The sequence below is a fragment of the Streptomyces sp. NBC_00513 genome, assembly GCF_041431415.1.
Lineage (GTDB): Bacteria > Actinomycetota > Actinomycetes > Streptomycetales > Streptomycetaceae > Streptomyces.
Window position 1 is genome coordinate 704,736 of sequence record NZ_CP107845.1, and the last position, 14,093, is coordinate 718,828.

Genomic DNA, 14,093 nt, shown 5'->3' on the forward strand with positions numbered 1-14,093 from the left:
GCATGAAATCGGCTGTCCGAAGCATGCGCGGGGGATGGAATGCGTGGTGTACGAGGAACGGTCGGGCAGGTCGGAGACGGTCGAGTGCGGTCTTGAGGACGAGGCCTGCCGCATCGCCCTGAAGCGGCTGCACGACTTGGACGACGGCGAGTTCGGGTGGATCCGGCTCGTCGATCCCGACGAGTCCGAGCTGGTGCAGTTGGCAGAGGAGCTGGGCCTGCACCCGCTCGCCGTCGAGGACGCGGTGCAGGCGCACCAGCGTCCGAAGCGCGAGCGGTTCGACGACGTGCTGGCGGTGGCGATCAAGACCCTGTGGTACGTCGAGGACGAGACCGCGGTGGAGACCGGCGAGGTGATGATGTTCGTGGGCCCCCGCTACGTACTCACCGTCCGCCACGGCGCGGTCGACCCGACGGCCGAGGCGGCCCGCCGGCTCGACGCCGACGCGACCATGCTCCGCTTCGGTCCGCTGTCGGTCCTGCACGCGGTGTTGGACGTCGTCGTCGACGCGTACAGCGACGCCGCCGTCAAGGTTCGCGGCGCGCTCAACCGGTTGGAGGACCAGGTGTTCTCCTCAGCTCGCGTCGATCACACCGAGGGCATCTACTCGCTCAAGCGGGAAGTGCGCGAGTTCCGGGACGCCGTACAGCCGCTGGTGCCGGTCCTGAACGGTCTCCTGAGCGGGCCGGGCGAGGAGCGGCGGGCACCAAAGGCCGAACCCTACTTCCGTGACGTGGCCGACCACCTGCACCGCACGGACACCGAGGTACGCACCCTCGACGAGCTGCTGAACTCGGTGCTCGACGCCCAACAGGCCCGGGTGGGCACCTGGCAGAACGACGACATGCGGCGCATCTCGGCGTGGGCGGCGATCTTCGCCATCCCCACCATGGTCGCGGGCGTCTACGGGATGAACTTCGAGCACATGCCGGAACTCGGTTGGACCTACGGCTATCCCCTCGCCGTGGGGCTGATGGCACTGGCGTCGGGGGCGCTGTACCGGGCCTTCCGCCGCAACGGCTGGCTGTAGGCCACCTCACCGGCCCCGCGTCGGGCGCACCCCACCCGGCGCGGGATGACGGGCCGGTTCCGGTCGAGCGGCCAAACCCGCTGGTGGGGTGGCCGGCGGCCGACCTACCATCCGACGATGACGACCTCGACGGACCACCTCATCGACGAGGCGCTGCACCGGTGCGACGCGGGCTGGTTGTCCGACCACCTCGACGCCCGGTCCTGCCGACCGGCCGTCCTGGTACGCCTCGTTCGGCACGCGAACCCGCGCCTGCGTCATCTGGGCCTGCTGCTGCTCAGCGGACGGGTAAGTGCGACCCCACCGGCGGCGGACGAGCGGGAGACGGCCGAACTGGCTTCGCTGCTGCCCGACTTCGTGGTGGAACCGCCCGAAGCGGCTTTGCTCCAGGCGAACCTCCACGCGCACCTGGGACCGTATCTCCGGGATCGGCGCCGGCCTTCGTGGCGTACGGCCGACCTGCCGGTGCGGGTACGGATCGCCTGGCTGCGCGCCGAACTTCTCGACGACCCGGCGGTGCTCCGACACGAGGCACGGGGTGAACTCCTTTACCAGGCGGTCCGGGAGGCGAGTGTGACCGCCGCGCACCGGCCGGGGCGGCTGGTGGCCGAGCTTGCGGACAGCGGGGATCAGGTGTTGCGCGCCGAAGCCTTGCGGCTCGCCCGCGAGGGCCTGCACGCGGGGCTGTTGGCCCCCGCGCGCGTACGCGAGCACGTCCTCGCCCTGCTGGGCACCGGGGTGCTGGGCGTCGACGTGCAGAACATCGGCACGCACGGCTCCGACTCGGCGGATCCCGGTTCGGCGGTCGGCTCGGCAGTCGGCTCGGCGGATCCCGGTTCGGCGGTCGGCTCGGCAGTCGGCTCGGCGGATCCCGGTTCGGCAGTCGGCTCGGCAGTCGGCTCGCGCACCGCCACCGCCGTCGTGGTCGCCGCGCTGCTCGAGCTCGCCGAGCCGTGGGCGGCCCTGGAGCCGCTGCCGGAAGGGCGACTGTCCGTCTTCCTCACCTCCGGTCCGGAAGCCACCCCGGTCGAGGTCGCCGATGCCGCGCTCTCGGCTGCCGCCCGCCACGGCCACCGGGACCCGGTGCGGCGCGTCGCCGCCGATCCCGGTCGGCCGGCCGCGCTTCGCCGCCGCGCGCTCGAACTCCTCGGTGACCTGGCCGGGCGCGGTGACATCCGGGAACTGACCGCCATCGCCGCCCGGGATCCGCTGCTGCTCGGCGCACCCGCGGTGACCTGCCTGCGCGGGCTCCACCGGCGTGGTCACTTCCCGGCCGACGAGGACGTGCCGGCCATCGTCGGCCTGGCGCTGGCCGACCATTCGATCGCACCGCACGAGGTCGCCACGATCCTCTTCACCTGCCGACACGCGGCGCTGCGGGTGCTGATCGACGCCGATGACGACGCCGACGCCGATCAGAGCGGGCCGAGGCGGCTCGCCCTGCTCGTCGCGATGGCCGGGCAGGGGGCGCGGGAGCTTCCCGTCGGAGAGGAGATCACGCGGGTGTTCGCGTCGGCCGGCGCACCCGAACCGTTCCTCGCCGCGATCCGTGAACTGCGGTACACGGAGGCCGAGGACGTGGTCATCGCGCTCCTCCCCAAGGCCCCCGGGGCGGCCCTGGACGCGTTGGAGGCCATCGGCGGACACCGCACGGTGCGGGCGCTGCGGGAAGGGCTCGGGCTGCCCGCCGCCGAGGACGCCGCACAGGGCGGTGAGGGGAGCGGTGTCATCGCGCCCCACCTGCGCGCGGTGCGCGACCGGGCACTGGAACTGCTGTGGCATCTGACCGACGACCGGGGCCGGCGGCGTGACCTCCTCGTCCGCCTCGACCCCACCGATCTGCCGGCGCGCATCGCGGCCGATCTCGGCGGCCCCGACGAGGAGGAGCTGGCCCTCCTCGGAGCCCATCTGGACCCGGACGAACCGTTGACGGCGCTGTGCCGGCTCGCCGCCCACGGCGGGGCGGGCACCCTGCCCGCCCTCGCGGACCTGCTGCTGCGCGTGGTGGGCGAGTTGGCGGCGTTCCGGGAGCCGGGGGGCGACGTCACACGGTTCGAGGGCGAGACGCCGAACGCCGAACCGACCGTTCCCCGGGAAGCCGAGCACGCGCTGACCGCCTTGGGTTCCCGCCTGTACGAGCGGCGTCGGATCCGACCTTCGTGCCTGCTCGACGCGGCGGACGCGCCGGCGGCGGGCAGGGCGCTGCTCGCGACCCTGGTGTTGGATCTGTTGGACCGGCCCGGGCTGTCGGACAGGGAGAAGACGATCCTCCTGGAACTGTTGTCCCGGGCCCCCGGCCCGCGCGTTCGCGCACGGGTGCACCACCTGCTGCGTCACCGTGACCGGCACGTGCGCAAGCACACGATCGCGTTGCTCGCCCGCGATGTCACGGGGGACGACGCGCGGGCCCTGTCGGCCACGTTGATCGCGCTGACCCGCGCCGGGGACGTGCAGACCGTCCGGAGGGCGCTGCTGGCCCTCGGCCACGCGCGGGCCCGCTGGGCGTGCGCGGCAATCGCCGCGTGTCTCGCCCATCCGAACATGAACGTCAAGAAGACGGCCGCCCAGGCCCTGGTGCACGCGGGCGCGGCCCCGGCGGTTGCGGAACTGCTCCGCATGCTGGGCCGGCACGACAACCCGGGGCTCCGCGGCACGCTCGTCGAGGCGCTTCGCGCGATACTCGGCGACGCGTACGCGGCCACCGTCCTCGCCGCGGCGGAGCACGCCGAGACGAATCGCGCCCGGGCCCTGCTCGCGGAGGCTCTGGACGGTGTCCTGCCGGCGCGCTCGGTCCTCGCGTTGGCCGACCAGGCCTCACCGGTCGCGCCCGCGCTGCTCGCGCTGGTGGCGGACGGCCGGGTCCGCCTGGCGTCCGGCACACGGGAGGAGTTGACACCGGCGCTGGACCGGCACGGCATCGTCCTTCCCGCCGGGCCGGCATCGCCGCCAATCGACGAAACTGACTTCGACGTGGCCTCGCTGGCGGCGGGCCGCTGGAATCCCGCCGTCGCGCTCCGCGTCGCCGAGCGTCCCGAACCTCCGCGCGCAGACCGGCTGCGCGAGCTGCGGCCCCTGCTGGCGGACTGGCTCCGCCTGGCCGGCTCCGCGCCCCGGGCGGCCCGTGGGGCGGTCCTGCGGTTCACCCTGCGGCTCTGCCCCGCGCCCTGGACGGACCGGGAGCTCGCCTCCTGGGCCCGGTCCGCCCGGGTGCTCCTCGACGCCCTGGCCGACGGGTCGGGCGGGGACCGCCCGGACCTCGTCGCGGTCCTCGAAGCGGTGGCACCGTTGCTCACCCCGGCGTCGGCGGCGGCGGTCGTCGACGCCGTACGCGCCCTGCCTGCCCCCTCCGCGCACACGCCCGACCGGCCCACGCTGACGCTGCTGCGCCGGTGCGGGGCGGTGTTGGTCCGCGCGGACCTCGACCGCGCGCTCGCGGTGGCCGGGTTCGGCGCCGACCCCTGGCGGGCCCGAACCGAGGTGCTGCGCGAGGCGTTCGACGTACCGCCCCTGCCCGGAGGAGTACCGTCCCTGCCCGCAGGAGACTGGCGGACCGCCTTGGAGGCCTCGGTGCGCACACCGGCCGCGCTTGCCGACTTCCGCCTCCGCGATGTCCACGACCTCCCCGGCACGCGCGACCTCGGCCGCACGCGTGACGAGGAAGCGCCCGACTCCCGGGAGCGGTTGTCCGCGCTGATCGACGTCTACGCCACCGCCGATCCCGAGGTCCGTGACCCGCTGCTCGACTGGATGACGGCCCTCCAGCCCCTGGACGCACCGACCTGGACGATCGGCGAGAGCGCCTCCGGACCACGACCGACGCCGGGGCGTGCGGGCGTACCGCGCCGCGCGCACGCCGACGACCTCGATCAGCCGCGCTCGGCGGCTCTGCGCGACCGCCTGCTGACGATGTCGGACTCCCCTGACCCCGAGCGCCGGAACGCCGCCGCCCGCGCCCTCCTGACCTGGCCCGAGCCCGGGATCCGGCTCGCCGTGCTCCGGGCGGCCCTGCGCGGGCGGACGACGGTCGACGTCGGCGCCGACCTGGCCCGCACCATGATCACGCTCGACCCGGCGGAACTCCGGGCCGACGAGGTTCCACCCGAGCACGTGATCCGCGTGGCCTCGCTGCTCGCGCCGCCCGACCTCGTACCGCTGCTCCCGCTGCTGTCGCACTGGTGGGAGCACGGGACGCCCGCCGTCCATCACGCCGCCGCGGTCGAGTTGCGCAGGGCGCCCGTCGACGCGCTCGCCCACGCTCTCGGCGCACGTCTCGACGCCGGTGCCCGGGGGCTGGTGGACCTGATCGCGGGTCGGGCGCTGCTGCGCACTCCGGCCCTGACGCGGGCGTGCCGGCGGCTCCGCGCCGAGGGACACGACGAGCTCGCGGACCGGATCCTGCTGGTCGACGGCCCGCTGCGCGGCCCCGCGGCCGTGAGTCGGGACGCGGCAGCGCTCGCCTCACTACGCGCCCGCGCCGAGCCGTCCACCCCGCGGGCCCCACGCCGTCCGGCCCTGCGGGAGCTGTCGGACGCGACCCGTACCGGGACTCCCGACGAGATCCGCCGGGCCCTGACCCGCCTCGCCGAGGAGCACCGGGGCCCGGGTCCGGACCTCGGGGTGCGGGAGCTGATCGGTGAGTTGCTGCACCACCCCACAGCGGGGGTCCGCCTGCACGCCCACCGGACCTCCCGGGCGGTGCTGGACCGGCCGAGCCACCTTCGGCACACGCTGGTCCTGCTGCACGACCCGCAGCCGGACGTGGTCCGCATGGCGATCCGGAGCCTGTCCCGAGCGGCCTGGGAACCGGCGATCCCCGCCCTGGTCGGCTTGCTCGAACACGCGCGTCCCGTGGTTCGCCGGACCGCGGCCGACGGTCTCGCGCGTCTGGGCGCTCCGGCGGTCCCCGCGCTCAGGCGCGCCGCCGACCACGCCCGCCCCGACCGGCGGGCGCGCTACGCGGAGGTGCTGGGCCGCATCGCGGCCGGCACCTGAACCACCGTCGGGTGGAACCGTCGATCGGAGGCCGACGACCACCGCCCACCCTTGGCCAATGGTTTGCGCGGAGGGCTCGTGGGCAGTCGCCTACAGCCGGAAGGACGAGGCCCCGGTCTGGAGGCCGCCATGTCGACAACCACGCTCATCGTCATCATCGCCGCGCTGGTACTGATCGCCCTGATCGCCGCGTTGTGGACCTTCTCGCGCCGCCGTCACCTGCGGCAACAGTTCGGCCCCGAATACGATCGCACGGTCGAGGCCGAAGGCGGCCGGAGAGCGGCCGACCGCGAGCTGCGGGCTCGCGAGCAACGCCACGACACGCTCGACATCAAGGAACTGCCCGCCGAGCGGCGTGTCCAGTACACCGATGAGTGGCGCGACGTCCAGGAACGCTTCGTGGACCGCCCCGAGGCCTCGGTCGCCCAGGCGGACGAACTGGTGACGCGCCTGATGCGCGAACGCGGCTACCCGGCCGACGGCTACCAGGGGCAGGTCCGGGACCTGTCGGTGGAGCACGGCCGCACCCTGGAGCACTATCGCGCGGCCCACGAGATCAACCTGCGCGGCAGCGGAGCCGAGGCGACCACGGAGGAACTCCGCGGCGCCATGGTCCACTACCGCGCCCTGTTCGAGGAACTGCTGAGCAGCGAAGGAGGTCGATGACATGCGGGAACACGGTGACACGGCGGGCCGGGGCGACGAGGACCGGCTGACCACGGAGAGCCTCGCCAATCCGGGTGCGACCGGCGCCCAGGCCGTGTACCCCGGCGAGGCGACGGCCCTGGAGAGCGAGACCGCCGAGGCGCGGGACGGCGCACGGGACGAGAAGGCGCCTGGCGACGTCCGGGACGGGCCGGAGCACGCCGAGGGACGCGGGCAACGGGACGAGCGTGACGAACCCTTGTTGGCCGGCGCGGAGACGGAGGGCTTCCGGGAGCGGTGGGCCGAGATCCAGGGGCGCTTCGTCGACGACCCGAAGGAGGCCGTGACGTCCGCGGACACGCTGGTGGCCGAGGTGATGCAGGAACTCGCCCGGACCTTCTCCGCTCACAAGCAGGAACTCGAGGGCCAGTGGGGACGCGGCGAGCAGGTCGCCACGGAGGATCTGCGGCTCGCGCTGCAGCGCTACCGTTCATTCTTCAACCGCCTCCTCAAGACCTGAGCGCGCACCCCGACCCGATCGACGCGCGATCGACGCGCGACCGACGCGCAGACGGGGCCGGGGCGAACACCACGTGGTGGTGTTCGCCCCGGCCCCGTCGCATGCGCCGTCCCGCCGGGAGGCGTCCCGTCAGAAGGTGTGCGGCTCGTCGTAGTAGCGGCCGATCTGGCGGTGGTAGTCCGCGTCCTGGAGGTGCTTGTCCTGGATGAACTCGGGAGCGTGCTTGATCTGCTCCTTCGTCCGGTTGACGTGGATCCGCCGCTCGTCCACCTCGATCCGGCTGACCGTGCCGGCGGGCAGGAGCACTTCCTTGCCGAAGATCCACGGGCCGGTGTCGACCACGATGTACGAGGAGTCGACCTCGTCGGAATGCTTGTCGACCTTGCCGATGGAGCCGTCCGTGGCCTCGACCTTGAAACCCGTCAGATCGACATCGGCCAGTCGGCCGGACGTCTCGCGGTAACCCCACACATTCCCGGTCATGTGAACAACCCCTTCACCCAATCGATGTGACGGTCCTCTTCTCCACGGCGTCCTCGATGATCCGGAGAGGGATGATCCGGAGAGGCGCGGAACCGCCACAGGGTCGCCTGCCCTGAAAGCTCCGACCCACACGGGGCACTCAGGGTCGGACCACGCCCGTGCGCGCCGCCGCCGTTTGTGTGGGTTCGGCGTCGGGGCCGAACCATTCGCACAACAGCACGGTCGCATCGTCCTGGAGCCGTCCGTCGTGGTGACCCATGACCGCCTGGACGAGGCGCCGCAACGTCTCCGGGAGGGGCAGACCGTCGGCGTGGTGGCGGATCAGGAAGTCGGTGAAGTTCGCGAGACCGAACTCGGTGGAGCCGGGCCGTCGCGCCTCCGTGATGCCGTCGGTGTACAGGACCAGGCAGTCCCCCGGCTCCAGTTGCTCCCTGCACGTCCGGACGGGCAGCCCGAGGTCGGTGCCCATGGGATGGGCGGGCGGGCAGGCCAGTTGGCCGGCCCAGCGGCCGCCCCTGATGACGAGCGGCGGAAGATGACCCCGGTTGACCCAGGTCAGGACCCCGGTACGCGTGTCCAGCTCGGCGAGGACGCCCGTCACGTAGATGCCGCGTCGGAACTGCTCGATCAGCACCTCCTCCACCCGCTCGCTCATGCCGACGAGGTCCGCCCCCTGCCGGCGGGCGTTGCGGCAGGCTCCGACGGCGAGGTTCGCGGCCAGTCCGGCCGCCGTGTCGTGACCCATGGCGTCGAACACCGACAGGTGGACGACCGGGCCCGTCATCGCGTAGTCGAAGGCGTCCCCGCTGATCTCGTACGCGGGTTCCATCGTGGCGGCGACGACGACCCGACCGTCCGCGTACGTCCGCGGCGGGATCAGGTGCCACTGCATCTCGGCCGCCACGTTCATCGGGGCCGTCCGCACGAGCCGCGCGTACGCGTCGCTCTGGTCGCTCTTGGTGACGATCAGCAGGGCGACGAGGGAGGCCAGGGCCTCGGCGTCCCGGCGGGCCCGCGCATCGTTCTCGTCCGGGGTGAGGCGCAGCAGGCCGAGCCGCTCGCTGCCGTTCAGCATCGGCACCCACCACTGCGCGTGGAGCGGGTCCGCCGACGTGTGCACGATCTCGCCGTGCTGGTAGGCGCGCCCGGCGAGGGTGCCCTCGATCCTGATCTCGCGATCGTCCGCGCGAGCCGTCGCTGTTTCCGGCAGGGCCGAGGGTGGGTGGGGCAGTACGCGGAGCACGCGCTCCTGCATGTCCGCCACGTAGATCCGTACGTGGCGGAAGCCGGCCCGGGCCGCGTGTTCGGCGACCTTGGCCGGCAGGAGGTCCATGGGCATGAGGTGGCCAGCCGCCAGGAGGCCGGTCAGCATGGTCGGGCTGTCGTCCCGCCGATCGATCGCCACAGACTCATCTCCCGCGCCGGTGGATCCAGTGCACCACACGCGCGCGGGTTTCGCCGTCGACGCGCGCCGCGCCCGCCGGCGTCCGGCTCCGCGTGCGCGTGGCTCCTCGGCTCCCCCGTCCGCGGGCTCGGGGGGCTCACGCGCCCGCCGGGTGTTCCGCTTCCTCGCGCCCGGCCGCGCGGCGGGCCGCCGCGGCGTCGGTGACGTCGAGGAACACCTGGTCCAACTCGGGCCACCGTGCCTTCAGCTCGTCCCGGATGCGGACCATCGCGTCCTCGACGGTCTCACTGTCGTATCCGGCCGTCAGGTCGATCCCGGCGGCCAGCAGCACCGAATCCGGCCCGAGCTGCATGGTGAGCAGCGCCGTGACGGAGTCGATCTCGGGCTGCCGCCGCAGCAGGGCCCGTACCTCGCTCTGCATGGCGGGATCGGCCGCCTCGCCGATCAGTTGGGCCCGGGCCCCCTTGCCCAGGGTGTAGGCCACGTAGACGAGGAGCACACCGATCAGGATGGAGGCCCACGCCTCGTACGCCACCTCACCGGTCACCATGTGGAGTGCCATGCCGATCATGGCGAGGACGACACCGGCGCAGGCCGTGCTGTCCTCGGCCAGGACGGTGCGCAGGGCCGGATCCCTTACCTGGCGGATCTCCTCGGTCGTGCTGCGCCCGGCCTCGCGGGCTTCGCCGCGCACCTGGCGTACGGCGCGGACGAGCGAGGCCCCTTCGGCGAGCAGCGCCGCGAAGAGCACGATCAGGCCGATGACGTAGCCCTTGTGCGATTCGGAGCCGCCGGACCGGAAGGCCTCGATGCCCTGGAAGACCGAGAAGCAGCCGCCGGTGACGAAGATGCCCACGGCCGCGAGCAGGGACCAGAAGAAGCGTTCCTTGCCGTAGCCGAACGGGTGGCGCTTGTCGGCCGGGCGCCTGCTGCGTTTGACCGACGCGAGCAGGAAGACCTCGTTGAGGCTGTCGGCCACGGAGTGCGCCGCCTCGGACAGCAGGGCCGGGGATCCGGCGATGACGCCGCCGACGCCCTTGGCCACGCAGATGACCAGGTTCGCGCCGAGGGCCACCCACACCGTGATGCGGGTTTCGCCGTCGCGTTCGGCCGCCGTCCCGGCGGACCGTGTCATCGCGTGTCCGCGGGCGCCGAGGTCCCCGGGACACCGGCGGTACCAGGGGTTCCCGCGGTGCGCGGAAGCTCGGTGATCCGGGTGGCGTTCAGGGTGAGCCGCCGAATGCGACCCTCGTGGTCCGCCGCCCTCGTCTCGGCGCCCTGGAGCTGCGCCGGGGCCGCGTCGGTCAGCTGCCAGGTGGTGAGTACCTCGCGTCCGCCGGCATCCGTCTCGTCGATGGTGACGCGGACGGGTCGCGGTCCGTCGGCCTCCTCCGCGAGGGCCCAGGAGAGGGCGTCGGGGGCGTCGGCGAGGACACAGCCGGTCAGGGTCACCGTGAGGTCCGGGCCGAAGGCCTCGCCGTCCCCCCGCGAACCCAGTCCCTGGGCTTCCTCACAGGTGAAGCGCTCTCCCTCGACGGTGACGCGGAACCGCGGGGGATGCGTGGTGGAGTAGTCCATGCCCCTTCGCCTGCCCGGGGCCCGGACCCGTATGCGGCCCACGCGTGCACGGGGCCCGTACGGCGCCCGTTCGGCCGAGGAGGGGGTTCGGGCGGCCCGCGCACGGAGGGGGCGTGGGCGGATCAGGCGGCGAACTCCTTGACGAAGGCGGCGCAGAAGGCGTCCAGGTCGTCGGGCTTGCGGCTGGTCACCAGCGTGCCGGGGGCCGCGTGGCAGACGTGGACCTCTTCGTCCACCCAGGTGCCGCCCGCGTTGCGGATGTCGGTGGCGAGACTGGGCCACGAGGTGAGGGTGCGACCGCGTACGACCTCGGCCTCCACCAGCGTCCAGGGGGCGTGGCAGATCGCGGCGACGGGCTTGCCCGCGTCGAAGAAGCTCCTGATGAACCCGACGGCGCGCTCGTTCATCCGCAGCGCGTCCGGGTTGGCGACGCCGCCGGGCAGTACGAGTGCGTCGAAGGCGTCCGAGGTGTCACCCGCGAGCACGTGGTCCACGGTGAACCTGCCGGCCTTGTCGAGGTGGTCGAAGGCCTGCACCTGTCCCGGTTCCGTCGAGACGAGTTGGGGGTTCCAGCCTGCTTCCAGGGCGGCCTTCCACGGCTCGGTCAGTTCGACTTCCTCGACGCCTTCGGGCGCGGTCAGGAATGCGATGCGCACCGCGTTCACTTCCTTCGGTTCGGGGCTCCGGCGTCCCCCGCCCGTTGTGCGGGGGCCTGGGTCCGGGCCGGTGGGTTCACCGTGCACCCCGCGCCTGCCCGGCTCGTGGTGTCGCAATCATCCGATTGCTCCCCCGACCCGTGCGGCGGGGCGACGGCCCCGGGCACGGTTGTGGGGACGACGGCGACGGCCACGAGCCCGACCAGGCCCTTCGGTCGCATCATGGCCGCGTACCCGCCCGAGGAGAGCGACGACGACGCCTGGCTGGTGGCGATCCGCGTCGGCTGAGGGCAGCGGGTCCGGAACCGGACCCGAGCCCGGCCGGTCACTTCCCCTGGCGCCCCCGGTAGCGGCGCACCAGGCCGTACGCGAGGACGGCGCACCCGGCCGCCACGAGCGCGGGGTGGCGGCGGGCTACCTCGGCCGCCCGGCTCGCCTCCGCGCGCCCCCGCTCGGGGGTGACGTCACGGATCCCGGCTCCCACGGCTCCGGTCAGGGACGCCGCCTTCTGTGCCACGGGCTCCGGGATCCGGTCCTGCGCCGCGTGGACCACGGCGGAGACCTTCTCCTGGGCGCCCGCCTTCACCTCGACGGCCTTGTCGTGGGCGCGGGCCTTGACCTCGGCGGCCTTGTCGTGGGCGCCCGCCTTCACCTCGGCCGCCTTCTCCCGGGCCTCGGCCTTGACCTCGGCGGTCTTGTCCTGGGCGCGGGCCTTGACCTCGGCGGTCTTCTCCTGGGCACGGGCCTTGACGTCCGCCTTGGCGGCCAGCGCCTCCACGGTCCGGCCCAGTTCGTCACGGGTCGCCTCGATCTGCTCGCGCAACTCGTCCGGGGTGGCCGGGTCCTTGTCCGCGTGGGTGTGGTCGTCGCTCATCGATGTGCCCTTTCCTTGATTTCGGCCACGTCGGCCTTCACGCTGTCGATGGTCCGCTCGGGGGTGGGCGGGGTCGCCCGGACCGCCTGCTTCTTGCCGGCCGCCGCCAGGGCGGCCGCGATCACGGCGAGGATTCCGGTGACGACGAGGGCCGCGGCCCACAGCGGCAGGACGAGGGCCAGGGCGACGATGCCGGTCGCGGCGAGGCCCTGGAGGGCCAGGACGGCGAAGAGCCCGGCTCCGCTGAGGAGACCGGCGCCGAGGCCCAGGCCCCTGCCCTTCTCCCGCATCTCGGCGGTGGCCAGGTGCAGTTCCTGGCGGACCAGCAGGGTCAGTTGTTCCGAAGCCTGTTTCACGAGGGCGCTCGTCGAGGCGGAAGCGGTGTCGTCCGCCTGGTCGTGGGGTGAGGGGTCGACTGAGGAGTACATCGTCGGAGATCTGCCTTCCCATGCGCGGGCGGGCCGATGGCCTCGCCCGGTACGTCGTGTGGCCTCGATTGCGGTTGCGGCGGCGGCTCGTCTGCCACCGGTGGCGTCTTCCCCGTGTCGGGGCACGCACTCGCCGATGAGCACTCAGACCCGGGTGGCTTCCGCATGCCCGTCGGACTCGTCGCCCGGCCCCGGGTGGTGCTCCGCGCGTTCCCGTTCCTCCCGGCTCCACGCGCGGGTGTCGCGGGGGCGGACGTACGGCTCCTCGTCGGCCGGATGCCCGCCCATGATGGCGCGCCGGCGGGACATCTCCGCGTCGAACTCCAGGCCGAGGAGGATGGCCAGGTTGGTGATCCACAGCCAGACCAGGAAGACGACGACACCCGCCAGGGTGCCGTACGTCTTGTTGTACGAGGCGAAGTTCGCCACGTAGACGGCGAATCCGACCGAGGCCGCGAGCCAGATCAGCAGGGCGAGCAGGCTGCCCGGGGTGATCCATTTGAAGCCGCGGCCCTTGGCGTTCGGCGTCGCCCAGTACAACAGGGCGATCATGCTCGTGACCAGCAGGACCAGCACGGGCCACTTGGCGATGGACCAGACCGTGAGCGCGGTGTCGCCGAGGCCCAGCACGTCGCCGGCCCGGCGGGCGACTCCGCCGGTGAAGACGACGATCAGGGCGCTCGCGACGGCCATCACCATCAGTACGACCGTGACGCCGAGCCGCACCGGCAGCACGACCCAGACGGGCCGTCCCTCGGGCACGTCGTAGACGGCGTTGGCGGCGCGGATGAACGCGCCGACGTACCCGGAGGCGGACCAGACGGCCACCACCAGACCGACGACGGCGACCGCGGACCCGATGCCGCTGCGGCCCTGCAACTGCTGCACCGCGTCGGCGACCACATCGCGGGCGGAGGCGGGCGCGAGCTGTTCCAGCTGGTCCAGTGCCCGCTGCGCCGTGGAGGGGCCGGCCAGCCCGAGCAGGGAGGTGAGGACGAGCAGGGCCGGGAAGAGCGCGAGGATGCCGTAGTAGGTCAGCGCGGCGGCCCGGTCGCCGAGTTCGTCGTCGCCGAACTCCTTCAGGGTGCCCTTCAGCACCTTGCCCCAGGCGCGCTTGGGCATCTCCGAGGGCCGGTCGGGCTCGTCGCGCTCCACGCCGGGATCCGGTCCGACCCGATCGCGCTCCGCCTCGTCCACACGGACCCCGCCCACAGTTCCGTCGCGGTCGCCGAGCGGGGCCGCGCGGGGCGGTTCCCGGTCGGTGTCCACGACCGCGGGCCGGTGTGGCGGCCGCCCGTCCGCCCGGTCCTGCTCGTGGTGCTTGCGTTCCCATAGCGCTGCCATACCGAGCGGATGTCCGCGATACGCGACCTCAATCAGCGGCGCCGTCGCCGGGAGGAGCGGAGGTCGCGGCCCGTCGGACGGGAGCGGCGACCGGTTGTCGGGGCGGGACCCGGTGGGGCGGCGGCGCCGGTCCGCCGC

12 protein-coding genes are annotated in these 14,093 nt (G+C 73.2%); 4 read left to right on the forward strand and 8 right to left on the reverse strand.

Features of this window, described 5'->3' with window-relative positions; genetic code table 11:
- The first annotated feature begins 34 nt into the window (after nt 1-34).
- From corA to OHA84_RS03560, 4 genes are all read left to right on the forward strand, one after another.
- Nucleotides 35-1,030 carry a magnesium/cobalt transporter CorA gene (gene corA / locus OHA84_RS03545; protein ID WP_266973450.1) on the forward strand — a complete coding sequence of 332 codons (996 nt, stop codon included), beginning with the start codon at nt 35-37 and terminating at the stop codon, nt 1,028-1,030.
- 117 nt (nt 1,031-1,147) lie between these two features.
- Nucleotides 1,148-6,022 carry a HEAT repeat domain-containing protein gene (locus OHA84_RS03550; protein WP_266973448.1) on the forward strand — a complete coding sequence of 1,625 codons (4,875 nt, stop codon included), beginning with the start codon at nt 1,148-1,150 and terminating at the stop codon, nt 6,020-6,022.
- Nucleotides 6,023-6,151: 129 nt separating this feature from the next.
- Entirely contained in the window at nt 6,152-6,688 is a 537-nt protein-coding gene (locus OHA84_RS03555) for a hypothetical protein (RefSeq protein WP_053679824.1), read from the forward strand.
- Nucleotide 6,689: 1 nt separating this feature from the next.
- Entirely contained in the window at nt 6,690-7,187 is a 498-nt protein-coding gene (locus OHA84_RS03560; protein ID WP_266973446.1) for a hypothetical protein, read from the forward strand.
- A gap of 129 nt (nt 7,188-7,316) precedes the next feature.
- Here the strand turns inward: OHA84_RS03560 and OHA84_RS03565 are convergent, their stop codons facing one another.
- From OHA84_RS03565 to OHA84_RS03600, 8 genes are all read right to left on the reverse strand, one after another.
- The gene (locus OHA84_RS03565) at nt 7,317-7,670 is read right to left on the reverse strand and encodes a PRC-barrel domain-containing protein (RefSeq protein ID WP_053679828.1); all 354 of its coding nucleotides are present in this window, start codon (nt 7,668-7,670) and stop codon (nt 7,317-7,319) included.
- Between the two features lie 139 nt (nt 7,671-7,809).
- Complete coding sequence (locus OHA84_RS03570; RefSeq protein ID WP_266974138.1) at nt 7,810-9,042, reverse strand: PP2C family protein-serine/threonine phosphatase; 1,233 nt, start codon at nt 9,040-9,042, stop codon at nt 7,810-7,812.
- Nucleotides 9,043-9,211: 169 nt separating this feature from the next.
- Nucleotides 9,212-10,210, reverse strand: coding sequence for a cation diffusion facilitator family transporter (locus OHA84_RS03575; protein WP_266973442.1), 999 nt, complete (start codon nt 10,208-10,210; stop codon nt 9,212-9,214).
- Nucleotides 10,207-10,653: a hypothetical protein gene (locus tag OHA84_RS03580; RefSeq protein ID WP_266973440.1), complete on the reverse strand. Its 447-nt coding sequence runs from the start codon at nt 10,651-10,653 to the stop codon at nt 10,207-10,209. The genes OHA84_RS03575 and OHA84_RS03580 overlap by 4 nt, the downstream gene beginning before the upstream one ends.
- Nucleotides 10,654-10,775: 122 nt before the next feature.
- Nucleotides 10,776-11,309: a type 1 glutamine amidotransferase domain-containing protein gene (locus OHA84_RS03585; RefSeq protein ID WP_053679836.1), complete on the reverse strand. Its 534-nt coding sequence runs from the start codon at nt 11,307-11,309 to the stop codon at nt 10,776-10,778.
- Nucleotides 11,310-11,634: 325 nt separating this feature from the next.
- Complete coding sequence (locus OHA84_RS03590; protein WP_266973437.1) at nt 11,635-12,183, reverse strand: DUF3618 domain-containing protein; 549 nt, start codon at nt 12,181-12,183, stop codon at nt 11,635-11,637.
- Nucleotides 12,180-12,611: a phage holin family protein gene (locus OHA84_RS03595; protein WP_266973435.1), complete on the reverse strand. Its 432-nt coding sequence runs from the start codon at nt 12,609-12,611 to the stop codon at nt 12,180-12,182. The genes OHA84_RS03590 and OHA84_RS03595 overlap by 4 nt, the downstream gene beginning before the upstream one ends.
- Before the next feature lie 144 nt (nt 12,612-12,755).
- Nucleotides 12,756-13,955, reverse strand: coding sequence for a YihY/virulence factor BrkB family protein (locus OHA84_RS03600; protein WP_266973434.1), 1,200 nt, complete (start codon nt 13,953-13,955; stop codon nt 12,756-12,758).
- Nucleotides 13,956-14,093 lie beyond the last annotated feature (138 nt).